Here is a 24,872-nt window from a genome sequence, read left to right on the forward strand (position 1 = left end):
AATTTTTTTCTATTCATAACCTTAACTATTAACATAACACAACAAAAGTCATGAATCCGGAGGTGAAATTTCTCCCAAGAAAACAGCAGAAGCGCACAAAAAACCCGAGCCTTCGGCCAGGCTCGGGAGATATGTTCACTCATTCGTCTGCGGTTTCTGGTGCTGCTTTTGGTCTTCAGGAGGCTGCGTATTTCTTTCCATATCGTCCGTATCAGCGCCCATGCCTTTCAGGAAAGAAAACAGCAGAGTGACGGCCTTGTTGATTTCCGGGTCTTTTAAAGCGCGGACGATATCAAAATACCCGGTCTTCCTGCCGCTGTCTTTTTCCTCGACGGCCTTTGTGACCCCCGTATTGATTTTAACGATAAACGGCTCAAGCTGTTTTACATCGAGCATGCCGAGAACGCCGCTTAACAGCAGGAGATTTTTCAGCATATTGGCCGTTTCCGGAGTATTCGCCTTCTTCACGAGGATATCCATCACTTTGTCTCCCTGGCCGAAGAGCCCGCGCAGAAGCGCCAAAACGCCGCGCTCGTTCATGTGCTGAAGAATGTGCAGAGATTCCAAAATCGCGTCTTTATTTCGTAAAAGAGCCGTCTCGATCTCTTCTAAGTCCTTTTTTCGTTTGTCTTCTTCTGTGACGGTCTGTTTTCGGATGCCGCTGATTGCTTTAGCCATTTTGCTGCTTCCCCCTTTTTACGGCGTCTCCCGGAAATACATAATCTTTACGCGCCCATTTCCGATCAACCCGGACACCGATCTGCGGCTGCGGGTTTCCGTAACGGAAATTGATTTTCGGAAGCGGATTAACGCCTTCTTTTTTCAAAATCTCCATCTTCGCTGATGTTTCTTTATAAGCCGGTGTATCGGTATCCTTATCCGCATAGCTGCTTGTCAAAAGGTTAATGGCGGCGTCTTTTGAATCGTTCATCGGAAGATAGACTTGTTTGCCTTTTACCCTGTCTGTGATGACGCATTTGACTTTCACATTTCCGTACGGTGAAGTCAGACGGACAAGCGTTCCGTCTTCCAGCCCTCTTTCTTCGGCGAGTTCGGGCGAGACCTCAAGGAACACACTCGGTGTTTTTTCGGATATTCCTTTTGATCGGTAAGTCAGATTCCCTTCGTGAAAATGCTCGAGCAGCCTCCCGTTATTCACATGGATATCATATTCTTCATCAAATTCTTTCGGCTCGGTCCACTGAACGGGATATAGAATCGCTTTGCCGTCTGAAAACGGGAACTTGTCCGTAAATAAAAGCGGTGAATCGGTTCCGTCCGCTGCAACCGGCCATTGCAGTGAATTGTAGCCTTCGAGACGTTCGTAAGTGACGCCTGCGTAGAGCGGCGAAAGCATTGCCGCTTCTTCCATAATGTCTGCCGGATGTTCATAGTGCCAATCAGCGCCCAGACGGTTGGCGATGTCCGTAATGATCTGCCAATCAGGCTTTGAATCGCCCAGCGGTTCAAACACTTCGTAAAGACGCTGCACCCTCCGTTCCGTATTCGTAAACGTCCCTTCTTTTTCAAGGCTCGGGCTTGCCGGAAGCACGACATCGGCGAACTCGGCCGTACGCGAAAGAAAGATATCCTGCACAACGAAGAAATCAAGCTTTTCAAATGCGGCATGAACATGGTTAATATTGGAGTCGACAAGCCCCATTTCTTCTCCTTTTAAGTACATGGACTTCAGTTTTCCTGAGTGGATGCCTTCGATCATTTCATGATTTGTCATTCCGATTTCTTTCGGCAGGTCTGTTCCCCAGCCCTGCTCATACTTTTTGCGGGCTTTTTCATCCGTTACTTTTTCATAGCCGGGGAAGCTGTCAGGCATACTGCCGAAATCACTGGCTCCCTGCACGTTATTATGGCCCCGAAGCGGATATGAGCCTGCGCCGGGCTTGCCGTAATTTCCGGTCACAAGAAGCATGTTGGAAATGGCCGTGCTCGTATCACTTCCTCCGATATGCTGGGTGACACCCATCGCCCACAGTGCGCACACGCTGCCGGCTTCATGAATCATCCGGGCCACTTTGATTAGGGTATCCTTGTCCACACCGGTATGTTTTTCCGCATATTCCATTGTATAAGGTTCAAGGCTTTTCACGAATTCATCTAATCCGTTCACTCTCTCCTTCAGAAATGCAGTATCCGCCAAATCGTGATCCAGCAGATATTTCGATACGGCATTCAGCCAGACAATATCTGATCCGGCACGCGGCTGGAAAAACACATCGGAGCGCTCGGCCATTTCATGTTTTCGCAAGTCAGCGACGACGAGCTTCTGTCCGTGCAGTTTATGAGAACGTTTAATGCGTGTGGACAGGACGGGGTGAGACTCAGACGTATTTGAGCCGATAATCAGCACGAGCTCAGCTTTTTCTATATCTGTAATCGACCCTGAATCACCGCCGTATCCGACCGTTCTGAACAATCCGGCCGTGGCGGGAGACTGGCAGTAGCGTGAGCAGTTGTCGACATTATTTGTGCCGATGACGGCTCTTGCAAGCTTCTGCATCACGTATGATTCTTCATTCGTGCATTTGGAAGATGTGATAAAGGCAAGTGCGTCCGGGCCGAAATGTTCTTTTATATCGGTAAATTTATCAGCGATCAGCTGCAGCGCTTCATCCCATTCCGCCTCCCGAAACGAGTCTCCTTCCCGGATAAGCGGTTTGGTAAGGCGCTTTTCACTATTGACGAAATCCCAGCCGAATTTCCCTTTCACACACGTCGAAATGCCATTTGCGGGCGCCTCGGCCTGAGGTTCTACCTTTAAAATGTCTCTTCCTTTCGTCCATATATCAAAACTGCAGCCGACACCGCAGTAAGTGCATACGGTTTTCGTTTTCTTGATTCTTTCATCCCGCATGGCCGATTCCATGTCCGATATGGCCAAAATCGATCCGTATCCGGTTTCGACGCCTTTTGTGATGTCAATCATCGGACGAAGCGTCTCTTGGTTAATGCCTGTTAAATACCCCGCTTCGCCTTCCATGCCTTTTTCCATCATGGCATTACACGGACATACCGTCGAACAATGTCCGCAGGAAACACATGATGATTCATTGATCGGCACATCCTGATCCCAAATGACCCGCGGGCGTTTCCGCTCCCAATCAATGCTTAAGGTTTCGGTTACCTGTACGTCCTGACAGGCTTCGACGCAGCGTCCGCACAAAATGCACTGGTCGGGATCATATCGGTAAAACGGATTTGATTCATCTTTAGGATACGGTTTTTGATCGAACGGAATGCTTTGATGATTGATTTTCATTTCCTTTACGGTATTATGTACTTCGCAGCTCCCATTGTTGTAATCACAGACCGTGCAGTACAATTCATGGTTGTGCAAAATGTTGTCCATGCCGATAATCTGCGCTTTTTTCACATCGGACGAAAGCGTATCGATGACATCTCCGTCCTTTATTTGCGCGGAACACGAACGCACCAGTTCCCCGTTAACATTGACGATACAGGTATCGCACGTTTCAATCGGCCCGAGACTCGGGTGATAACACACATGCGGCACGTCAATTGAACTATTGTTCAAAAGCTGCAAAACGGTTTGACCGTCCGGCGCTTCCATTTCAACCCCATTGATTGTAACCTTCTTTGTATCAGCCATTTTCTTTTCCCCTTTCTGTACCCCTCTATACATCCTCTATGATTCCCAGCCGGCCTTTCACTAAAACATCTCGTTTATCTCAGGAAACATACGGGTATGAGCGGTAAAAAGGAGGCGTTCACATATGTTGAAGAAAAAAACACTCGCCACGGGATTATCGGCAGTGATGCTCACGGGATGCGCATTCGGCGCAGAAGCATTTTCGGTTATACAGCCCGTCCATGCCGCAGCCGCTTCAAAAACAGAAAACCAACGTGCACAAGAACTGGTGAACAGCCTTTACCAATCGGCATTTAAAGGGGAAATGCCGCAAAATGTGAAAGGCCTGAAAATCAACCAAAGCACAAGACAGGACGTTTACGATAAAATCGGCGAGCCGGAACAAAAAGCAGACAGCCGCAATCCATTTGATTTATACAGCTGGAACATGGGAAACCCCGGTTATGGATTTTCCTATCATAAAAACGGAAAAATCTCGGAAATACGCTATTTCGGAACGGGGGTCGAGCGGCGCTTAAACCTCGGCAGCGTCACACCTGACGTCTTAAGCAAACAAATCGGCAGCGCTGACAAAATCCTGACAGTGCCAAAAACGGGCGAAACAGATTACGTCTACCATACGGGGCAGTATGAGCTCCGCTTCGTCATCGGCAGTGACCAAAAAGCAGACCACGTCAACCTAAAAGCCAGATAACGCAAAAAAAGCGGACTCCCGGGCCGTTTTTTCATAGACAGCTTCTCCGTCGTTCCTTACAATACATGGGAGTACAAAAAAAGGGGAACAGCGTGAAGTGAATAGACATCCATTAACATACGGAATATGTACCGTTTTTATCATCGCCCTCGGTTTGCTGTCCAGAACCGCATACATCACCGCCCTATTGCCCGGCATCATAAACGCTTATTTAGGAGATGCCCTGTGGGCGGCAATGATTTTTACAGGATTCGGGCTTTTGTTTCGGCACATCCGGACGGAAACAGCCGCATTTTTGAGCCTCTCGTTTTGCTGTCTGATTGAATGCAGCCAGCTGTATCACGCGCCTTGGATTGACGCAATCAGAAGCAGCACGCTCGGCGGGCTGATCCTCGGCTGGCAATTTGTCTGGAGTGATATTTTCGCCTATACCCTCGGGGTATGCGCCGCCGCATTTTTAGAATGGGCCGTAAAAAGAAACCGCCAGTCCCCTTCATAATCGGAGCATGCCGCCGATATGAAGGGATAAGGAGGTGGAAGCTATGGATATCCCTGCGTTATCAATCGCTATGCACCAAGCATCTCTGGCGCAGAATGTAAATATCGCTTTAACAAAAACGGTCATGCAGCAAGCACAGGCTGCGGCGGAAGAAACAGTGAAAATGCTGCCGTCCCAGCACCCGACTGCCGGACATTCAATTGATGTGAAAGTGTAAAAAAAGATGCCGGATGATAACCGGCGTCTTTTTTTTGCCCGTTGTACGTACACCATACCGGGCATACAGGAATAAGGTAAACGGAACCAAACATTTGAAAAGGAGGTTTTCCTCTTGTACGATCCTTTCTATCATGAATACACAGCCGAGAGCCACGAACGGGTGCCATATCATTATCCGCGGCCGCCTTATTATTTCCCCAGACCGTATCCATACTATCCGCGGCCGCCTTATTATTATCCTAGACCATATCCATACTATCCGCGGCCGTATATCCCGTTCTATCCTTGGTATTAATGTTTGAAAAGAAATGACTGCAGACAGGAGGCTTCCCCTGTCTGCTATTCAACTTTGACCGACAGGATATACGGGAGGGCTTGAACTTTTTCCATTACCGCCGCTTTCCCGCTTTTGCTTTTCACCCTTCCCTTCACTTCAAGCACCGCCTTATTCAATTCATAGGACGTAATAAGAATTCCTTTTTCCTCAAGAGAAGTTAAAATATCATGCATGACGGCTTTCTCCTCAATCCTGAAACTGACAGACAAAGAATGCGCCGCCGGTTTAAACAGAAAATTTAACAGTTCAAGCCCGATTAACGCCAAAATCGTGCCGCTGATGCCGATGACATACATACCTGCCCCGATCGTCAGCCCGATGCCCGACGTAGCCCAAATCCCCGCGGCCGTCGTAAGCCCCCGCACGACATGCCGCTGCAAAATAATCGTGCCGGCTCCTAAAAATCCGACGCCGCTGACGACCTGCGCCGCCACCCGGCTCGGATCAAAGGACGTATGGCTGTTGGATAACAAATCAAAAAAGCCGTATTTGGAAACGATCATCATCAAGGCGCTGCCGACGGCCACTAAAAAATGCGTCCTCAAACCGGCTTCCTTCGCCCTGAATTCTCTCTCCAATCCAATAAGAGCCCCAAGCAGACCCGCAACCGCCAGACGAATCACAAAATCAAGTTCCATCCCTCTCTCTCCTTTCCTTATCTTCTTACCCGCTTTTTATCCCCCGTATCTTTTTCAATCAGCACAGGACTGCCCTGCTGAAAAAAACTGCATTTGAATATATACTTTGGTTCTTTATCATATTGTCAGTGCCCTTATTTATATGCGGAAGGTATTAAGCTGGCGTTTCCAAAATAAAGGAAATAACTTATTGAGAGTATATGAAACAAGTTTATTCGTTGAAGCTGCGGCCGCTTGTCTCTTCCAATCTTCTAAAAACAGAACGAATGCCGCTCCCTCATACTCAAAAATTGCTTTCAATCCGCAAAAATATATCGTAATATAAGATATAATCTTAATAAACGATAGAAGGTGGATGATGATGTCAAACGAAATCATGCGATTAAATGACCTCTGGACAGATATTTATTACCGGCTCCGTTATCAGCACCATGAAAAAATCACTCACCAAGGTGTACGGATTCTGCAAGTCATTCAAAAAGAGAAGGCAGTCGGAATAAAAGACATTGCCGAAGCGATTCAAGTATCACATAATACCGCTTCGGAACATATAAAGCGGTTACTGCAGAAAAAGTACGTTTATAAAACCAGAAGTGTTGAGGATGAGCGGAAAGTCATTTTAAAACTTACCAGTTTGGGGGCGGATGTCCTTTACCGGCATTCCGGTCTTGATGAAGAAAAGCTTAAACAGCTTCTTTTTGACAGCATGAATAATGAAGAAAGAACACTTGTCCTAAAAGCATTCAGTTTGATGAAGGAGCGTGCTGAAGATGTTTACGATCGTTAAAATCATTGTCTCCGCTGCTATTATTGGGATTATCACTGAAATATCAAGAAGAAGCCCGAGTTATGGAGGTATAATAGCGGCTTTACCAATTGTCAGTATGCTGAGCATGGTTTGGCTGTACATCCAAGGCGAAACGAAGGAGACATTAAGTCATTTTGCATTCAGCGTGGCTTCCGGCATCCCCTCCACAGTCATTATGCTGGTCATTATCGGCATCGCCCTTCGCCATTCACTGTCTTTCATTGCCGCATCAGGGCTTGGACTTACAGGATGGCTGGTTTTCTTGTATGCTCAGGATTTTATCGTGAAACATATAAACAGTCAGCAATAAGCACCTTAGCGCTTCTTTGGAAGAAATACGAGGAATTAAAAAAACAGGGATACCCCTGTCTTAAAAGTGACTCCGATTAAAAAGCGAAACCCCTTTCTTCACGAGAAGCAGACACCGCCGAACACAAAAACATCCCGTGTTGCGAACGGAGTTCGCAGCCTGTACAGCCATATCGGCATGAAGAACCGGCTGATCTCTCAAACAGAATGTCCGGCAATCACCTCAAAAAACGAGGTGAAATCTGTCAGTATCCCGTCATCCGCCAGCTGTTTTTCTTCAAATAGCGCGCGGTTTTTTCCGAGCGGGTCAATGGCCATAATCTTGCCTGCACCTGCTTTTTTCGCCGCTGTGAGCCCCGAAAAGGCATCTTCAATGACTAAGCATTCTTCAGGCCTGAGGCCTAACTTTTCCGATGCGATGAGAAAAATATCCGGCGCCGGTTTTCCGGGGAAGCTCCCGTCATCAAACGTGACTTTGTCAAAATCAAACCACCGATCCAACTGAAAGACGTCAAAGTAAAACTCGACATTTTCCTTTACCGTAGCCGTGGCAATGGTCATCGGCGTTTCTGATTTTTTCAGATGGTTCAATACGCCGGTCAGTCCCTTCGTCAGCTTTAACTCATCTTTGTTTTCAAGGCATAATTCTCTGTAGTAGGCTTCTTTTTCAAAAGACAGCTTCTTGATTTCTTCATTTGTTAAATCGCCGGAAATAAAATACGTCAGGATTTCACTGTTTGTTCTCCCGTGAATGTTAACGAAAATGTCTTCATCAGAAATAGTTTTCGGCGCGTATTTTTTCACCATGAAAAACCATGCTTTTTCGTGCAGATGCGAATCTTGAAACATCGTGCCGTTAAAATCAAAAATAACCCCTTTCATCGAACCGCCCGCCTTTTTTATTTTTTTGCGATTTTGACATCTACATATTGCTCATAATGAATCTGAACATCTTTCATCACTTTATCATCCGTAATCAGATAATCCATATCGTGTAAGTTATAGAACACGTAAAAATCTTCCCGGTTGAATTTTTTATTATCCGCCAGCAAAAATTTCGTCCGCGAATTATTCAGCGCGATTTGATGGGCTTCCCCTTCTTCAATGCTGTAAGAAGAAATCTCATCATTATGTATGCCGTTTGCGCTAATGAAAGCTTTCGTAAAATTGAATTTCTGCAGATTGCCGTTCACGATGGGCCCGACGAAGGCACCGGTATTTTTTCGGAAATCGCCGCCAATCAGAATGGTATCCGCAGTGTCACCATGCTTTAAAATATCAAATACGGGATAGTTGTTTGTGATAATCCTGATTCGCTTATGCAGCAGGTGTTTGGCTAAAAGTTCAATCGTCGTGCCGGGCCCTAAAAAAACGGTATCGCCGTCATTTACATATGAAGCTGCGAGTTCCGCGATCTTCCCCTTCTCATCCATTTGAACACCCAGTTTTTCATTATGCGATAATTCGTGATCAATGGAATAAGATATGCTCTGTGCGCCTCCGTGAATACGTACGATTTTTCCGGCCTTATCCAGCTCGTCCAGATCTCTTCTCACTGTCATATCAGAAACATCCAGTTCATCGATAATATCACTCACCGTAATAAACCCCCGCGAGTTTACGATGTCGATGATTTTTAAAAGACGCTCTTTTTTTAACATGTTCAATCATCCCCTCAACTTTACACACAATCTAACACACCGCGGCACTCCGGTCAACAAAAACAAACACTAACAAACAACATAATCAACATATAAAACAACAAGAAACTTATAAAACCCCTATGAACACAGATGTTATTTCTTTATGAAGCTATTGACAACAAAAATGTATGCGTTTACTATTAAACAAAAGATAACAATTACAAACATTAACAAACTTCAATTCCCACATTGGCGAAGGAGGATTCAGTAATGCTCAAATTACCTCATGACTTTATTTTCGGCGGGGCGACTGCGGCATATCAAGCGGAAGGCGCCACAAAAGAAGGCGGCAAAGGGCCTGTGGCCTGGGATGAATTCCTTGAAAAACAGGGAAGATTCAGCCCTGATCCGGCAAGTGATTTTTACCGCCAGTTTCCGGAAGATATTAAACTATGTGAAAAATTCGGAATAAACGGCATCCGCCTTTCTATAGCCTGGACGAGAATTTTCCCTGACGGCACGGGCAAAATCAATCAGGAAGGTGTTGATTACTATCATCGTATTTTCTCAGAGTGCCATAAACGCAACGTCACCCCTTTTGTCACGCTGCATCATTTCGATACACCGAAAGGATTATTTGACCAGGGAGATTTCCTCAACCGCGCTGCAATAGAAGCGTTCGTCAGCTATGCGGAGTTTTGCTTTAAAGAATTCAGCGAAATCAGATATTGGAGCACGTTTAACGAAATTTATCCCACAGCCACCAACCAGTATTTACTCGGGGTTTTCCCGCCATCAATTAAAAGTGATATCACAAAAGTCATTCAATGCCTCCATCATATGATGGTAGCGCATGCGATGACCGTCAATCTTTTTAAAGACGGCGGCTATCCGGGAGAAATCGGTGTCGTCCACTCATTGGAAACAAAATATCCCGCCAGCGACTCAGAAGAAGACCGCCGCGCCTGTTTTCTGGATGACGCGTTATCAGTGAGATTTCTCCTCGACGCCACCTACCTCGGCTATTACTCCGAGGAAACCATGCGGGCTCTGGATGAAATCTGTGAGGCAAACGGCGCTTCATACGAGTTTTCAGACAGTGACTTTGACGTGATGAAAAAAGCTTCAACGCGCAATGATTATCTCGGCATCAATCATTATCAATGCCATTTCGTCAAAGCGTACGACGGAGAAACCGTTATTCACCATAACGGAACGGGCGATAAGGGCACTTCGGTCTATAAAGTAAAAGGAATCGGCGAAAGAATTTACAAAGAAGGCCTGAAACGGACCGATTGGGACTGGCTCATTTATCCTGAAGGCATGTATGACATGCTGATGCGCATCAAACGGGACTATCCGCAATATAACAAAATGTACATTACCGAAAACGGCATGGGCTATAAAGATGAGTTTGAAGACGGCATCATTATGGATAAGGCAAGAATCGACTATTTAAAAGTCTATTTAGAAGCCGTCAGTAAAGCGATTAGCGACGGGGTCAATGTAAAGGGGTACTTCTTATGGTCCTTAATGGATTTATTTTCATGGACCAACGGCTACAACAAACGTTACGGTCTTTTTTACGTCGACTTTGACACCCAAAAACGATATCCGAAAGAATCGGCCTACTGGTACAAACTTGTAAGTGAAACAAAAACAATCATTTAACGATCATACATGGTGAAAAGAGTCTCTTTTCATCATGTGTGCCGTCTTTAGGAGGTTTTTTTCATGACAAAGGAAGAATTGCAGATGCTCGGTTTTGAAATCGTCGCCTATGCCGGCGACGCCAGAAGCACTTTATTGAAAGTCCTGAAGGAAGTCCGTGCCGGAAACTTCGAAAACACGGAAGCAGCATTGAAAAGCGCCGATGAAAATTTAACCCTCGCCCACAATGCGCAAACGAAAATGTTAGCTGAAGAAGCTGACGGCAAGGACATGGAATTAGGATTTATTTTCGTTCACGGTCAGGACCACTTGATGACAACCCTTTTGCTCCGTGATCTTATTCAGGATTTTATAGAACTCTACCGAAGCCGCCGATAAGGAGTGGAAAAATGAACGGTATCATCAAGCAAATCGAAAAGGGAAAACCGTTTTTTGAAAAAATCTCAAGAAACATTTATTTAGGCGCGATCCGCGACGGCTTCTTAACGGCCATGCCTGTTATTTTATTCGCCAGCATTTTCATCCTCACCGCCGCTGTGCCGGAAGTGTTGGGTTTCACTTGGCCTAAAAGTGTTTCTGAATGGCTTTGGAAAGTTTATAACTATTCAATGGGCGCCCTCGGTCTGATCGTTGCGGCAACAAGTGCGAAATGCCTGAGTGAATCAATGAACCGAAAAATGCCGAAAAACAAAGGGATCAACCCCGTTTCAGCGATGCTTGCTTCAGTCGTCGGGTTTCTCATTTTAAGCGTCACTCAAATCGATGGCGGATTCTCCACGGAATACCTCGGCACAAAAGGTCTTTTAGCCGCTTTTGTATCCGCTTTCATAACAGTGAACGTTTACAGATTCTGCGTGCTGAAAAATATTACGATTAAAATGCCGAAAGAAGTACCGGGTACCATTTCACAAACATTTAAAGATGTTTTTCCGTTCGCTTTTTCCGTTTTGGCCATGGTGATCGTTGATTTATTGATCAGGAATACGCTGAACGTATCTTTTGCAGAGGCTCTCTCCTCTCTCTTATCGCCGTTTTTTACCGCCGCAGACGGTTATCTGGGGATTTGTGTCATTTGGGGAATGATGGCGCTGTTCTGGTTTGTCGGCGTTCACGGTCCTTCTATTGTGGAACCGGCCATCGCAGCTATTATTTACGCAAATGTGGAGGCGAACCTTCAGCTTCATAATGCCGGTGAGCAGGCGTCCAACGTGCTGACCGTCGGACTCGGGAACTTCGTCGGCACAATGGGAGGGACCGGCGCAACCCTTGTTGTTCCGTTTATCTTTCTTCTTTTCGCGAAATCCAAGCAATTGAAAGCAGTCGGAAAAGCATCCGCGGTTCCGGTGTCTTTCGCAGTAAACGAACCTCTGCTCTTTGCTGCGCCGATCATTTTAAATCCTTATTTTTTCATTCCGTTTGTTGTAACGCCGATGGTGAATGTCTGTCTGTTTAAATTTTTCGTGGATGTCATCGGAATGAACAGTTTTATGTATGTTCTTCCGTGGGCCACCCCGGCGCCCGCCGGCTTGATTCTCGGAACCGGCATGGGGCTCTCGGCTTTTGTGCTGACGGCTGTATTAATCATTGTCGATTTCCTGATATACCTGCCATTCTGTAAAGCTTATGACAAAGTATTAGCGGCGAAAGAAGCCCAACACACCGAGCCTGAAACCGCGCCGCAAACATTACAGCCCGCCATGGCCGGCGCCTCCGAAGACGCGTCCTCCGTCATCAGCACAAATCTTCAGGAATCCTCATCCTCCTTGGAACACAGCACCAATGTGTTAGTGCTGTGCGCCGGAGCGGGAACGAGCGCCATGCTTGCGAACGCACTGACAGAAGGAGCCGAAGAATATAACGTGCCGATTACCGCCTCAGCAGGCGCCTACGGATCCCATTACGACATCATGAAAGACTTCGATATGATCATTTTGGCTCCGCAGGTCGGCTCTTATTACGATGACATTAAAGAAGATGCGGACCGCCTGCAAGTGAAACTCATCGCAACGAAAGGAGCAGAATATATCAGCCTCACCAGAAATTCACAAAAAGCCATTCAGTTCATACTGGAGCATACCTCAAAATAGAATCGGGGGTTTATCATGGATGCAAAACTTTTGAGATCAAGATTCGAAGACATTTTCAAGAGAAGTAACGGAGAACTGTTTTTCGCACCCGGCCGGATCAACCTGATCGGGGAACATACGGATTATATAGGCGGCCACGTTCTTCCATGCGCGATCACGATCGGAACTTATGCCGTATGCGCAAAACGCGGAGATCACCAGATCCGGTTATACTCAGAAAACTTTCCTGACAGCGGCATTGTCTGCCTTGATCTTTCCGCCACAGCATACAAAAAAGAAGACGGCTGGGCCAATTATCCGAAGGGGATGATCCATTACCTTCTTAAAGTCGGCGGCCAAATAGACAGCGGAATGGATATTCTTTTTCACGGTACGATTCCAAACGGAGCCGGTTTAAGCTCCTCCGCTTCTATTGAAATGTTAACAGGTTCCATTTTAAGAAAGTTATTCAGCCTGGATGTTTCCGATACTGAACTGGCGCTTATCGGAAAAAGAGTCGAAAATGAATTTATCGGCGTGAATTCAGGCATTATGGATCAATTCGCAGTGCAAAAAGGCAAAAAGAACATGGCCATTCTGTTAAACTGCGATAAGCTTGAGCACGAAATGATTCCGGCTGCTTTTAACGGATATAAAATCGTCATTATGAATACGAACAAGCGCCGGGAGCTGGCGGCTTCAAAATATAATGAACGCCGCAGCGAATGTGACGAGGCTCTTTCAGAACTGCGGCAATATCGGAATATCGCCTCACTTGCGGAATTGACGGGAGAAGAATTCAACGAACTCGAATCCCTTCTCTCCTGTGAAACTTTGCGTAAAAGAGCCCGGCACGCGGTCAACGAAAACGAGCGGACCCTCTCAGCCGCGGAGGCTCTCAAATCGAATGATTTGAAAACGTTCGGCGAGCTGATGAATGCGTCCCACCGTTCTTTACGCGATGATTATGAAGTGACCGGTGACGAATTAGACGCGCTGGCTGAAGCAGCCTGGAAAGAAGGAGCACTCGGAGCGCGGATGACGGGCGCGGGGTTCGGCGGCTGCGCCATAGCCATTGTGGAAAGTGAAGAAACCGCCGGCTTTATCCGGGCCGTTTCATCTCACTACCGCAGCAGGACAGGTCTTGAAGCTTCTTTCTACATCGCGGATATAAGCGATGGCGCGGCTGAATGGAGGGAAAAATAAATCATGGCGATTCTCGTTCTCGGCGGAGCCGGCTATATCGGTTCTCATGCGGTTGATCAATTATTAAACAAAGGATTTAAAACGATAGCTGTGGATAATCTCCAGACAGGCCACCGGAAAGCTGTTCATGAAAAAGCAGTTTTTTACCATGGAGATATCCGTGAAAAACCGTTTCTTCGCTCTGTGTTTGCGAAGGAGAACGTAACAGGCGTTCTCCATTTTGCCGCTCAATCCCTTGTCGGCGAATCAATGAAAGACCCTCTTTCATATTTCAATAATAATGTGTACGGTACGCAAATTACGCTGGAGGTCATGCAGGAATTCGGAGTGAAACACATTGTGTTTTCTTCATCCGCCGCTGTATACGGCGAACCTGAAAAAGTGCCCATCACAGAAGACATGCCCGAAAAGCCGGAAAGCGCATACGGCGAATCAAAACTCATGGCAGAAAAAATGCTGAAGTGGTGTGAAACCGCCTGCGGCATAAAATATGTCTCGCTTCGGTATTTTAACGTTGCCGGCGCGAAAACGGACGGTTCCATCGGAGAAGATCATCATCCGGAAACCCACCTTATCCCTATCCTTTTACAAACCGCGCTCGGTCAGCGCGAGGAGGTTTTGATATTCGGCACTGACTATGATACAAAAGACGGCACGTGCATCCGCGATTATGTCCATGTTTCCGATTTAATCGATGCCCATATTCTCGCTCTGGAATATTTGCAAAACGGCGGAGACAGCGGCATTTTCAATTTAGGATCAAGCAGCGGGTTTTCCGTATCAGAAATGGCGGAAGCGGCCCGGCAAGTGACCGAAAGAGACATAAAAGTAAGAGCGGCCGCAAGAAGACCCGGTGATCCAAGCACCCTCATCGCTTCCAGCGATAAAGCGCGGAACATTCTGGGCTGGAATCCGAAACAAACGGACATATCGGAAATCATTGCGTCAGCATGGAATTGGCATCGGCAACATCCAAACGGATACAAGGACAAATGAAATGGAGGCGGCGGTCATTGAAGTTTTTGAATCAGTGACAGGGTTTCTGAAAGAAAGCACTGTCTTAGGCGACATAAATGAAACAGATGTGATTTATACAAGAAACAGACTTCTCGATCTGCTCGGACTGACGGATTATGCAGAACCGAAACATATCAAGAAACAAAACAGGCTCCACTATTTGGACGAAATGGTGAAAGACGCGGTAAAACGGTCAATCATAAACGATACACCGGCTGAAAGAGACATGCTGGGAAGCAGAATCATGGACGTGATCACACCGGCCCCTTCTCTGATCAACGCCGCATTCAGCAAATTGTTATCAGATTGCCCGAAAAAAGCAACAGATTACTTTTACCGACTGAGCCAAAACAACGACTATATTAAGACGCGGGCCATTCGAAAAAATATCGTGTACCGCTCATCAACACCTTTTGGGGAATTGGACATCACCATTAATTTATCAAAGCCCGAAAAAGACCCTAAAGACATCGCCGCGGTAAAAAACAGTCCGGAAAACCGGTATCCGACATGTCTGCTCTGTATGGAAAACGAGGGGTATGCCGGAACACCGCATCACCCCGCCCGTTCAAACCACCGCATCATCAGGCTTGACTTAGCGGGAGAACAGTGGGGGTTTCAATACTCCCCTTATGCGTATTACAGCGAGCACGCTATCTTTCTTTCAAGCGTGCACAAGCCGATGAACATCAGCCGCGACAGCTTCAGAAGGCTTCTGGCCATAACGGAAATCTTCCCCCACTATTTCGCGGGATCAAACGCAGACTTGCCGATCGTAGGAGGTTCCATTCTTTCTCACGATCATTATCAAGGCGGCGCCCATGAGTTTCCGATGGCAAAAGCGGGTTCCCTCTACCCTTTTCATATGCGTCATTTTCCAGACGTTCAGGCCGAAGCCGTGAAGTGGCCGGTATCAGTGATCCGCCTTCGCGCAAAAGATCCGGATTTGCTGACAGATGCCGCTGCGTATGTTTTTGAAAAGTGGCGGGAATATTCAGACGAAACCGTCAGCATCATCTCAAAGACAAATGAACCCCATAATACCGTCACCCCAATTGCCAGACGCAGGGGAACGGATTTTGAAATCGATCTCGCTCTCAGAAACAACCGCACCTCCGAAAATTATCCGGATGGCATTTTTCACCCGCATCAAGATGTGCATCACATCAAAAGAGAAAATATCGGTCTGATTGAAGTGATGGGACTCGCCGTTTTACCTCCCCGCCTGAAAGATGAGCTGGCAGAAGTGAAAAAGTATTTACTGAATGAACCTCATGACATCAAAGATATTCATCTTCCGTGGGCTGAAAACATCAAAGCGGATAAAGACGTGACATCGGAGAATGCAGCCGCTGTTTTACAAAAAGAAACCGCGAATGTATTTTTACGCGCACTGACCGATGCAGGCGTTTTTAAAATGACACCCGAAGGAATTCAGGCGTTTCAGCGTTTCACGACGTTATTGGAGAATGGCAGCTGAAACATTCAGAGTGAAATCAATCAACAATTTTTTTTATCAGGAGGTATTGTGATGTTCAAAAACCGATTGAAACGTGTATTTGTAAACGCAATCTGTCTTTCTCTCATTTTCACTGCTTTTACATTCTTTGAGAAGTCTCCTAAAGCAAAAGCGGAAGCCCCGTTTGCCTATGGCGCTGATATAGGATGGCTGAAACAAATGGAGGACGAAGGTGTGCGCTGGCTGGATGACGGCGGAAAACAGAAAGATGCCTTGCAGATTCTTAAAGATCACGGAATAAATGCCGTGAGACTGAGAGTGTTTGTGAATCCGCCAAGCAGCTATTATTGGCTGAAAGACGGCACAACATGGACCATGCTCGGCTATAGTGACAAAGCGGGCGTACTTGCAGCGGCAAAAAGGGCAAAAGCGTTAGGAATGAAGGTAATGGTTGACTTCCATTACAGTGATGTGTTCGCTGATCCAGGCCACCAGATCAAGCCGAACCAATGGAACGGTTATTCAAACAGCCAGCTGCAGGCAGCCGTGTATAACCATACGTACGATGTCATGAAAGAACTTAAAAATCACGGCATCTCCCCTGATTGGGTGCAAGTAGGGAATGAAATGAATTCAGGAATTTTACTGCCCGACGGCAGCACGAACGATTTCAGCAAATTGACCGGCTTACTGAACAAAGGCTATGACGCCGTGAAATCCGTCAGCCCGGCCACCAAGGTCATCAGCCATTTGGCACACGGCACGGACAACAGCCTATTCAGATGGTGGTTTGATCAATTCTTTAAAAACGGCGGAAAAACCGACATCATCGGCGTTTCATTCTATCCCTATTGGGAAGGTAAGCCGTACTGGGAGCTCACCAGCCATTTATCATCTAATTTGAATGACATCGCCTCACGCTACAACAAGGAAGTCATGGTGGTTGAACTGGGCGGAGATGAAAACAATCCGAAAGATTCCTACTGGACCATAAAAGACACCATAAAACTGGTGAAAGCCGTTCCGAACGGCAAAGGAACCGGCGTATTTTACTGGGAACCCGAAGCTCACTCCAGCGTTCTGTCAGACGCGTACCCATTAGGCGCAACCGCCAAAGTGTCTAAAAACGTCTTGAAATACACAACCGCAATCGACGCTTTTCATGATGCCGCAACAGGAAAATGATTGATGCGAATCTCAAGCAGGCTCATTGTGCAGCCTGCTTTTTTATAAGGCTGTAGTGTTGGCCTGTTATGAAACAGAGCAAGTAACGAATACGGAAAGAAAAATACCCGAAAACCCACGTTTCGGTTAAAAAGCCGCTTTTTAAATAGAATACTTCTTCTGTTCCCCCTCCTTCTTATTTCTGCGCACTATCTCTCAGTTCCTAAATCATAACTTTACGATTGTTGAAAAAGAAACAAACATTTTATAATATTGTGTAAGCACCACCGAGCAGGAGGACGGGACATGGACAAAAAAGAACAGCTCCTCACGGATTTCAGGGACTTTTTTAACAAGATGGTGTGGCTGAATAGGCTGAAGATGGAAGAAAGCCTTAAGGGGCATAAACCTTCTGAAGTGCATTGCATCGAATTCATCGAAAAAATTGAAGACGCCAATGTGACAAAACTTGCGGAGTCCCTTTATATGACAAGAGGCGCCATAAGTAAATTAACGAAGAAGCTTATCAATAAAGGCCTTATCGAAAGCTATCAGAAGCCGCTTAACAAGAAAGAAATCTATTTCAGGCTTACCGAGCAAGGAAAAGTCATTTATAAAATTCACGAGGAATTGCACAAAGAGTTTCAAGAACGGGACAAAATCGTGTTTGAACAAGTAACCGATGAACAATTTGACACGATGCTGAACTTCGTGGAAACATACAGCAGGCATTTGGATTCAGAAATAAAGAAACTTGGTGCAGACATGAAATCGGAATAAATATGAATAAAACCATAGGCAGCCCTTCTCCATGAAAACGGGCTGCCTTTTTATATCCCTCTTATTGTTGACAAAGAAACAAAATCACTCTATTATTTTGTTGACAAGGAAACAAAGACAGCAATTTTGAGAGGAGAGTAATATGTCAACACATAAAAGAAAGGAACTTCGGGTGCCAAAAGAAGTTCTCACAGCCGCCTGGGCTATTGCACTGGGAGCAATCGCTCCAATGCTTGACTCTACGATGGTAAACATCGCCATCGACAAACTGACCAAAGACTTCAACACGACATTGGATACCATTCAGTGGTCCGTTACAGGCTATGTCTTAGCACTTGCGATTGCAGTACCCGTATCCGGCTGGCTTATGAATAAATATAACGGTAAGAAAATCTTCATCGGCTCAGTCATCGCCTTTGGTGTCATTTCTGTTTTTGCGGGAATGAGCCGTGACGTTTCCAGCTTCATCTTCTTCCGTTTGCTTCAAGGATTCAGCGCCGGCATTATGACTCCGCTTATGTCAACACTCTTGGTTAAAACGGCAGGTCCGGAAAACCTGGGAAAAGTGATGGCAATCGTCAGCACCCCTATGATCTTCGGTCCGATCTTAGGACCTGTCATTGGAGGCTTCATCGTCCAAGGCGCTTCATGGCATTGGATTTTTTACATCAACGTGTTCATCGTTTTGATTGCTGCACCGCTTATGATGAAAACCATTCCAGACTTTGAACCATTCAACAAAGATCGTAAACTCGATATTTTCGGGATTATCAATTTGTCATTAATGAGCACGGCATTGATGTACGGTATTACAAAAGCGGCGGATCATGCATCATTTAACAATAGCAACACCATTTTATGGGCGGGCATCGGTCTTGTTTCAGCAGCCATTTATCTTGTATATAATCTGATCAAGAAAAACCAAACCGTGCTGCCTATGAATTTGTTTGCAAACAAGAGCTTCTTATCATCTTCGATCGGGTTGTTCTTAGCGAATGTTGCCATCATGGGGCCGATGTTAATACTTCCGCTGTTTTTTCAAAACATTCGTCATTTCACGGCAGCCGGAGCAGCACTCGCTTTAATCCCTCAAGGAGTCGGAATGCTCGTGACTCGTCCGCTGATCGGAAAAATGATTGATAAGATCGGTGCGAAATACGTGGTTACGGTCAGTCTTGTTCTTTCGCTGATCGGATCTATCCCGCTTATTTTTATCACCGATAACACAAGTATGATTTGGATTTCCGTCGTATTATTTATCCGCGGCACCAGTTTTGGAGGAATTATGCTCCCATTGATGAGTGACGCTTATACAGGTCTTGACAGCAAACAGCTTCCGGAAGCGGGTGTCGGTATTCATATGATTGAAAACCTCGGTTCCAGCTTTGGGTCAGCTGTGATCGCAACCGTTACCGCAACTGTCATACAAGGATTGCAGCCGACGATTTCGAACAGTTTAAAAGGCTACCATGCCGGATTCTTAGTATCCGTCATCATCCTTGCGGCCATCTTCATTCCAAGTCTGTTCCTTACCCATAAAAAGACTGCCATATAAAGAACTTTTTAAAGTAAAAAACCCTTGCACAGCAAGGGTTTTAGTGAATGAAACTGATGATTGTTGCCGGCAAAGTCAGCCAACAACAGACAAAGCCTTTTACTCATTCACATTGCTTTTCATTAACCATTCTACTTCCGTTAATTCTTGTTTTTGAACGTCTTTTGTATGTTTTTTCGTAAAATGGACTTTAACAGCTTCTTCGTTTTCCCAAATCTCCCAAAGCATGATTTTGCGTTCTGATGGTTCGAGCGGATAAGCATGGAACTGAATACAGCCTTCTTCTTTGTTCGTTTCTTCCTCAAGTTTTTTGAACTCTTTCATTATTTCATTAAGGTCTTTATCACTGATGATTTTTAAGCATGCCGTTATGTAATGCATCGAAATTCCCCCTCTTCCCATCTTTTTATGGCTTTACATTATAACATTTATCGAAAAACGAAACCGGCATACCGCATTCTCAACATATAAAAATCGTCCATAAAAAATGAACGGCAATGTTTATTTAAGAGCATTTAGAGCGACTTTTGCAGTCTCAGCGATAAGAGCATTATTATAATTGGCATCTTCCGTAAACCGGTTTGACAGGATTGCCAAAACAATTGGGGCTCTGTCAGGCGGCCAAACGATCGCAATGTCGTTTCGTGTGCCGTAGCTTCCGGCTCCGGATTTATCGCCGACTTCCCATCCTGCAGGAGCGCCTGCCCGAATCAGTTCGTCGCCGGTAGCGTTGCCCCGCATCCAATCTGTTAAAATCGTGCGCTTGTCAGCCGTGAGAGTGTTACCCAAAGCGAAAGTCTTAAGGTCAGTTGCCAGTGCTTTTGCGGTGCTTGTGTCACGACGATCCCCGGGAATCGCAGAGTTTAGATCCGTCTCGAATCGATCAGCTTTCGTTACATGATCCCCAATTTGTTTCAGTGATTTTTCAAAACCTTTGGGACCGCCAAGCTGCTGCAGCAATAGGTTCCCGGCGGTATTATCGCTGTAACGGACAGCGGCTTCTGAGATTTCTTTCAGGCTCATGCCTGTATCCAGGTGTTTTTCTGTGATTGGAGAATATGTAACCAAATCGTCTTTGCTGTAGCGGATGATGGCATTAAGTTTTTCATTTGAGCTTTTCTTCAGAACAGCAGCTGCAGCCAGAACTTTATAGGTTGATGCGTAAGCAAACCGTTCATTCGGCCGATAGGCAATTGTCTTGTTTGAACCTGTATCAATCGCATAAACCCCAAGCCTGGCATCAAATTTTTTCTCAAGCTGAACAAATTTTTGATTCAATATACAGCTTGTCATTTTTGTGTTTTCTATAGATTTCGCTTCAGCATGCGCTGAGCCGAATAAAGGATTGAAACCGGTAAAGCTTAAACATAAAAGTCCAATGCATATTCCAACTTGTATTCTCGCTTTATTTTTCACATCCAGACCTCCTCATTATAATGATTTTGTATACATCTTCTAATTAACATTACAAACAGGATGAAAGTCAATATATTTCCTTTGAGATGATTAAATCCTGCATTCTGACTCCTCCCCTTATTAAATGCGCCGCCCTCGCCGCGTCTGAATGTTTGCATGTCCGCTTCGTGTTCATCATCTATTTGTTATCCCTCCGTGCAAATAAAAACGGACACTAATCACAACACAGTGAGCTGTGCAATGATCAGTGTCCGCAGGCTTTCCGTCTTGGACCTATATATGTTTCTCTTGCAGACTATAAAAATCATAAGTAAGTTAACAAACGCATTACCTTAATCCTGCCAGTCAAAAAATTATATCATTTTATATATTTCAATAAGATTATTATCTGGATCTCTAAAATGAGCCACTCGTGCACGCCATTCCTGACGATCATGTGGTTCATTGACGCATTTAATCCCTTGCTTGTGCAGATAGTCATACGTTTTATCAACATCTTCTACCTTAAACTGAAGCAAAAATCTTGATTGCGCATCTCCGTCTAAAGATTTTCTTTCTTCTCCAACTATTTCAGCCATATTTTCTCGAGATAAAAGCTCTATTTTCGTTTCTCCATTATCGAAGAGTGCATATTCCATTTCCTTCTCTAACCAACTGATTGGAAGTCCTAATGAATCTTTATAAAACTCGACGCTTTTCTTAAAGTCATTAACCAATAGTCTAATTTGCAGCAATTTCATATTGAACGCCTCCTATCATTTTACTGGCCATTCATTTAATCATACAATAGGGACCTGACAGCATTATGTCAAGTTTCCATAAATTTTTTTCCATACTGCACCTAAATTTCGGATGAAAGCCTTCGGAGATTCATGAAACTGCGTTTGATCAATTCACATTCTTGGTTTGAATTTTCCTTCACTTCACCGTGGAGGCTCCGGCCGTGTAAGTCGCGCATCCGTAAACATCCGGCCGCCGCTCCTGTAAGTAACACAACGGATAAATGATTGACTTGAGTAGTTTTTTTCATTGTCATTGCTTCCCCTGCTTTTTAAATTCTGCGATTTCCTTAGGGGTAGCCTTTCGGACTCCGTCTGTGTCTGTCCTGTTTGCCACTTGAACGCCTTCCATGTTTTTTATCTCGCTGACTACTCCCAAATGCTCTAAATACACATGATCACCAATCTTGAAACGATTCAGTTTGGCCCGCTCCTCTGTCATGCTCCTGTATTCAGTCGCGGCTTTCATTTTTAATTCAGCCAGACACATTTGACAAAGGGTTACTGTTACAGAATTGCCGTTAAAATCAGTAAACGAAACCGATCTGACAGATTCCTTTTCCGGGTGCATCGTGCATGTTTTCTTCATAGGCGATGGCCGTGTAAATTCAATCATTCCGCTTCCTCCTCAAAAAAAGTCTTTTCGTCCCTCAGACATAACTCCGGTTGAATGGGAAGTTTAATACACCCGCATTCGAACTGTCACGACACATGGAGATTGCCTTTCCTTCGCCGTCTGACGGATATTCACACATCCTGCATAGCTGTAAGCCTATATTTCTTTATATTCCCAATGCTTGCCGCACTTCCCTGTTAGAATGAAGTTTCTAAAGCTGTTGACCAGTTACCGCATGTTGGTTCCATGCGAAAAGCCGTTTGGGTCGCCGTATCCAATCCATACGGGTGAATTTCAGCCCTCTAATATGTGTGTATGCTTTGTAAAGGAGGTGCGTCACATGATGTTCTAACAACCGATTCAACCTAAAGCTAACTCTTCCCCAATTCCCGATCATAAAATAAGTAAATTTACCCAGAACAAATTAATCATTTTGCACTTTCAAAATACTTATTTGTCTTTTTCTTCATTCTTCCATGGTAATATCTTGTTGAAGTATTTCGAATGAAAGGATTATGGTCATGAAAGTTTTCGAAGCAACCACCCTGCTGGCCGCTGCCAAACAGCGCGCGAGTGAATACAAAAAACTGCGCGGCCAGATGGTCAATCTAAAAAAAGCGTTTCAAGGTATGGCTGATCTCGGTGACAGCGACTTCTCAGGCCGGGGCGCCAATAATATCAAAGCTTTTTTCAAGGACCACGCCGGCGTCACAAACAGCTGGCTTGATCTGATCGATATGAAAATCGCATTTCTCACAAGCCTTCCCGGTAAGGTCGAAGATGCCGGACTTTCCAATTCGCATGTGGAGGAATCATTTCTGGAGCATGAGCTCACCCACGCCCTCAGTAAATCAAAGGCAATTATGGAAGGGCAAAAAAAGGATATGGGGTCCATCCTCAGAGAGATCGAAGACATCATCTCGCTCGAATTGTTTTCAACCGAAAGCACAGAACAAAAGCTTTCTTCAGCTGACAAAAAAAGAAGCGAAACGATACATAAACTCGGCAAACTTGATCACGATCTAACGAAAGAATACGCAGAAACCGAAGCGAACGAACAGTTCATCCAAGCCGACTTTCAGCAGCTCCAAAACGCCACAGGCAAAGGAAAAAGCGCCACGCCGCTTCACTACAATGCCAAGGCGTACCGAGAAAGCGACATCCATAAGAAAAAAGACGAGATTGCAAGACATTCGGATGCTTATTTGACGATTAAGAAGGAAGAGGCGAAAGAGCGGGAAGTTAAGGCCCTAAAGAAAAAGCTGGCCGATGGTGTGACCGATCCGGATGAGTATTTGGAAATCGCGAAAAAGATCGGCTATGAAAACCTTGAACCTGCTCAGGTGGAATATGTGATGCAGCTTGAACAAGCAAAACAGCTCGAAGAAGTCGGAGAAACGGCTTGGGATATCGTCAAAGGAATAGGCGTCGGCCTTTATGATGTCGGGAAAGACACCATAACAGGCGTCAAAGATCTCGCTGTCGGCGCATGGGATTTTTACCATCTCTCTGATGAACAAAAAGTCGCTAAAACCATATCAGCTGTATTGAACACACCCTCCTACGCAAAAATCATATGGACAAACCTGGCGGATTCATGGAATGATAAAATGGTTAACGGGGATGCGTATTCAAGATCACATTACATCACCTACGCCATCGGGAGCATCGTCGGACTAAAAGGTTCCGGCTCAGCTGTAAAAGTATCAAGCAAGCTCGCAAAAACAGGTGCCGCCAAAGTGGATTACGTCTTGGAAGCCGGAGAAAAAGCGGCTGTAAAACATGTAAAAACCGGGATTGAAAAAGGAAAAGACTATATTAATTCCGTTTCGAAAAACAAGTACGAACCCGCGCTTGCCGGAATAGCACAGGATATTGAAAATACTCACAATGTGAAGAATACGCCTTTGCTGAAAAGTATTATTGAAGAGCAGAAAGAGAGTGTTCACAGTAAATCTGTGACTTCAAATTTTAGTACAGGAAAAAGCAAGTATACCACAGGTACAATGAAACATATTTATCATGGAGAAGTTAATAAACGCGGTAAAGCAGTTGGCTACCACCATGAAAGCATGATGGGTGGGAAGATTATACCAGGTACAGAAAAGAAACCTGACAAAAATGGAGTGTATATGGCGAAAGTTGAAGTCGGGTCTGTAAAAAAGATAGCGGATTCAAGTTTCTTTCCAAGAGAATGGAACCGCGCCGATGTATTAAAAGCAATTGACGAAGCTTATCATACTAGAAAACAAGTACGTTCAAATAAGTATAGGGGAGTCACTTCAACAGGAATTAAAATTGAAATGTATTTAAATAGTGACGGAACAATAGCAACAGCATATCCGTTATATAAAAAATAATCTTAAAG

Annotated in this window: 24 protein-coding genes and 1 pseudogene; 16 read left to right on the forward strand and 9 right to left on the reverse strand. The window is 45.2% G+C overall.

The window, feature by feature from the left end; all coding sequences use genetic code 11:
- Positions 1 to 135 precede the first annotated feature (135 nt).
- A complete protein-coding gene (locus tag BGM27_RS03345) occupies positions 136 to 678 on the reverse strand; it encodes a helical membrane plugin domain-containing protein (RefSeq protein WP_007407310.1) in 543 nt (180 codons plus the stop codon).
- A complete protein-coding gene (fdhF, locus tag BGM27_RS03350; protein ID WP_007407311.1) occupies positions 671 to 3,628 on the reverse strand; it encodes a formate dehydrogenase subunit alpha in 2,958 nt (985 codons plus the stop codon). The genes BGM27_RS03345 and fdhF overlap by 8 nt, the downstream gene beginning before the upstream one ends.
- A gap of 124 nt (positions 3,629 to 3,752) precedes the next feature.
- Here fdhF and BGM27_RS03355 point away from each other — a divergent pair, with 124 nt between their 5' ends.
- The 4 genes from BGM27_RS03355 to BGM27_RS03370 all read left to right on the forward strand — a co-directional run bounded on the left by BGM27_RS03355 (position 3,753) and on the right by BGM27_RS03370 (position 5,335).
- On the forward strand, positions 3,753 to 4,322 hold the full coding sequence (locus BGM27_RS03355; RefSeq protein WP_007407312.1) for a YjgB family protein: 570 nt from the start codon (positions 3,753 to 3,755) through the stop codon (positions 4,320 to 4,322).
- 97 nt (positions 4,323 to 4,419) lie between these two features.
- A complete protein-coding gene (locus tag BGM27_RS03360) occupies positions 4,420 to 4,821 on the forward strand; it encodes a ribosomal maturation YjgA family protein (protein ID WP_007407313.1) in 402 nt (133 codons plus the stop codon).
- 43 nt (positions 4,822 to 4,864) lie between these two features.
- Entirely contained in the window at positions 4,865 to 5,038 is a 174-nt protein-coding gene (locus BGM27_RS03365) for a YjfB family protein (protein ID WP_007407314.1), read from the forward strand.
- Between the two features lie 114 nt (positions 5,039 to 5,152).
- Positions 5,153 to 5,335, forward strand: coding sequence for a hypothetical protein (locus BGM27_RS03370; protein ID WP_076851211.1), 183 nt, complete (start codon positions 5,153 to 5,155; stop codon positions 5,333 to 5,335).
- A gap of 283 nt (positions 5,336 to 5,618) precedes the next feature.
- Here BGM27_RS03370 and BGM27_RS20855 read toward each other — a convergent pair.
- Positions 5,619 to 6,015: pseudogene (locus tag BGM27_RS20855) on the reverse strand (MgtC/SapB family protein); the annotation flags it as partial.
- Between the two features lie 361 nt (positions 6,016 to 6,376).
- Here BGM27_RS20855 and BGM27_RS03380 point away from each other — a divergent pair.
- Both BGM27_RS03380 and BGM27_RS03385 read left to right on the forward strand, forming a co-directional pair.
- On the forward strand, positions 6,377 to 6,802 hold the full coding sequence (locus BGM27_RS03380; protein WP_015239656.1) for a MarR family winged helix-turn-helix transcriptional regulator: 426 nt from the start codon (positions 6,377 to 6,379) through the stop codon (positions 6,800 to 6,802).
- Positions 6,786 to 7,133, forward strand: coding sequence for a DUF3147 family protein (locus tag BGM27_RS03385; RefSeq protein WP_007407319.1), 348 nt, complete (start codon positions 6,786 to 6,788; stop codon positions 7,131 to 7,133). Before BGM27_RS03380 ends, BGM27_RS03385 begins: the two co-directional genes overlap by 17 nt.
- A gap of 197 nt (positions 7,134 to 7,330) precedes the next feature.
- Here BGM27_RS03385 and BGM27_RS03390 read toward each other — a convergent pair whose 3' ends face one another.
- Both BGM27_RS03390 and BGM27_RS03395 read right to left on the reverse strand, forming a co-directional pair.
- Positions 7,331 to 8,014, reverse strand: coding sequence for an HAD family hydrolase (locus tag BGM27_RS03390; RefSeq protein ID WP_007407320.1), 684 nt, complete (start codon positions 8,012 to 8,014; stop codon positions 7,331 to 7,333).
- A gap of 17 nt (positions 8,015 to 8,031) precedes the next feature.
- Positions 8,032 to 8,793 carry a DeoR/GlpR family DNA-binding transcription regulator gene (locus tag BGM27_RS03395; RefSeq protein WP_007407321.1) on the reverse strand — a complete coding sequence of 254 codons (762 nt, stop codon included), beginning with the start codon at positions 8,791 to 8,793 and terminating at the stop codon, positions 8,032 to 8,034.
- A 252-nt stretch (positions 8,794 to 9,045) separates the two neighbouring features.
- Between BGM27_RS03395 and lacG the strand changes: the two genes are divergently transcribed.
- The 9 genes from lacG (at position 9,046) to BGM27_RS03440 (ending at position 19,693) form a co-directional block, all read left to right on the forward strand.
- On the forward strand, positions 9,046 to 10,446 hold the full coding sequence (gene lacG / locus BGM27_RS03400) for a 6-phospho-beta-galactosidase (RefSeq protein WP_007407322.1): 1,401 nt from the start codon (positions 9,046 to 9,048) through the stop codon (positions 10,444 to 10,446).
- Positions 10,447 to 10,509: 63 nt separating this feature from the next.
- The gene (locus BGM27_RS03405) at positions 10,510 to 10,824 is read left to right on the forward strand and encodes a PTS sugar transporter subunit IIA (protein ID WP_007407323.1); all 315 of its coding nucleotides are present in this window, start codon (positions 10,510 to 10,512) and stop codon (positions 10,822 to 10,824) included.
- Between the two features lie 11 nt (positions 10,825 to 10,835).
- Positions 10,836 to 12,533 (forward strand): PTS lactose transporter subunit IIBC, encoded by a 1,698-nt coding sequence (locus BGM27_RS03410; protein ID WP_007407324.1) that lies wholly within the window; start codon positions 10,836 to 10,838, stop codon positions 12,531 to 12,533.
- A 15-nt stretch (positions 12,534 to 12,548) separates the two neighbouring features.
- Positions 12,549 to 13,718: a galactokinase gene (locus tag BGM27_RS03415; protein ID WP_007407325.1), complete on the forward strand. Its 1,170-nt coding sequence runs from the start codon at positions 12,549 to 12,551 to the stop codon at positions 13,716 to 13,718.
- Positions 13,719 to 13,721: 3 nt separating this feature from the next.
- Positions 13,722 to 14,714, forward strand: a complete 993-nt coding sequence (gene galE / locus BGM27_RS03420; protein WP_007407326.1) for a UDP-glucose 4-epimerase GalE — start codon at positions 13,722 to 13,724, stop codon at positions 14,712 to 14,714.
- A 1-nt stretch (position 14,715) separates the two neighbouring features.
- Positions 14,716 to 16,215, forward strand: coding sequence for a UDP-glucose--hexose-1-phosphate uridylyltransferase (gene galT / locus BGM27_RS03425; protein ID WP_007407327.1), 1,500 nt, complete (start codon positions 14,716 to 14,718; stop codon positions 16,213 to 16,215).
- A gap of 51 nt (positions 16,216 to 16,266) precedes the next feature.
- Positions 16,267 to 17,379, forward strand: coding sequence for a glycoside hydrolase family 53 protein (locus BGM27_RS03430; RefSeq protein WP_007407328.1), 1,113 nt, complete (start codon positions 16,267 to 16,269; stop codon positions 17,377 to 17,379).
- 285 nt (positions 17,380 to 17,664) lie between these two features.
- On the forward strand, positions 17,665 to 18,138 hold the full coding sequence (locus tag BGM27_RS03435; protein ID WP_007407329.1) for a MarR family transcriptional regulator: 474 nt from the start codon (positions 17,665 to 17,667) through the stop codon (positions 18,136 to 18,138).
- Between the two features lie 142 nt (positions 18,139 to 18,280).
- Positions 18,281 to 19,693, forward strand: coding sequence for an MDR family MFS transporter (locus BGM27_RS03440; RefSeq protein WP_007407330.1), 1,413 nt, complete (start codon positions 18,281 to 18,283; stop codon positions 19,691 to 19,693).
- A 99-nt stretch (positions 19,694 to 19,792) separates the two neighbouring features.
- Here BGM27_RS03440 and BGM27_RS03445 read toward each other — a convergent pair whose 3' ends face one another.
- The 4 genes from BGM27_RS03445 to BGM27_RS03460 all read right to left on the reverse strand — a co-directional run bounded on the left by BGM27_RS03445 (position 19,793) and on the right by BGM27_RS03460 (position 22,504).
- On the reverse strand, positions 19,793 to 20,074 hold the full coding sequence (locus BGM27_RS03445) for a putative quinol monooxygenase (protein ID WP_007407331.1): 282 nt from the start codon (positions 20,072 to 20,074) through the stop codon (positions 19,793 to 19,795).
- A gap of 120 nt (positions 20,075 to 20,194) precedes the next feature.
- The gene (bla, locus tag BGM27_RS03450) at positions 20,195 to 21,115 is read right to left on the reverse strand and encodes a class A beta-lactamase (protein WP_124693399.1); all 921 of its coding nucleotides are present in this window, start codon (positions 21,113 to 21,115) and stop codon (positions 20,195 to 20,197) included.
- Positions 21,116 to 21,462: 347 nt separating this feature from the next.
- Positions 21,463 to 21,849: a VOC family protein gene (locus tag BGM27_RS03455; protein WP_007407334.1), complete on the reverse strand. Its 387-nt coding sequence runs from the start codon at positions 21,847 to 21,849 to the stop codon at positions 21,463 to 21,465.
- A gap of 292 nt (positions 21,850 to 22,141) precedes the next feature.
- Positions 22,142 to 22,504 carry a hypothetical protein gene (locus tag BGM27_RS03460; protein WP_007407336.1) on the reverse strand — a complete coding sequence of 121 codons (363 nt, stop codon included), beginning with the start codon at positions 22,502 to 22,504 and terminating at the stop codon, positions 22,142 to 22,144.
- A 521-nt stretch (positions 22,505 to 23,025) separates the two neighbouring features.
- On the opposite strand from BGM27_RS03460, the gene BGM27_RS03465 reads away from it, so the two are divergent.
- Positions 23,026 to 24,864: a T7SS effector LXG polymorphic toxin gene (locus BGM27_RS03465; RefSeq protein ID WP_020953970.1), complete on the forward strand. Its 1,839-nt coding sequence runs from the start codon at positions 23,026 to 23,028 to the stop codon at positions 24,862 to 24,864.
- Positions 24,865 to 24,872 lie beyond the last annotated feature (8 nt).

Origin of the sequence: Bacillus sp. FJAT-27001 (assembly GCF_019039175.1) — a bacterium.
GTDB classification, from domain to species: Bacteria; Bacillota; Bacilli; order Bacillales; family Bacillaceae; genus Bacillus; species Bacillus velezensis.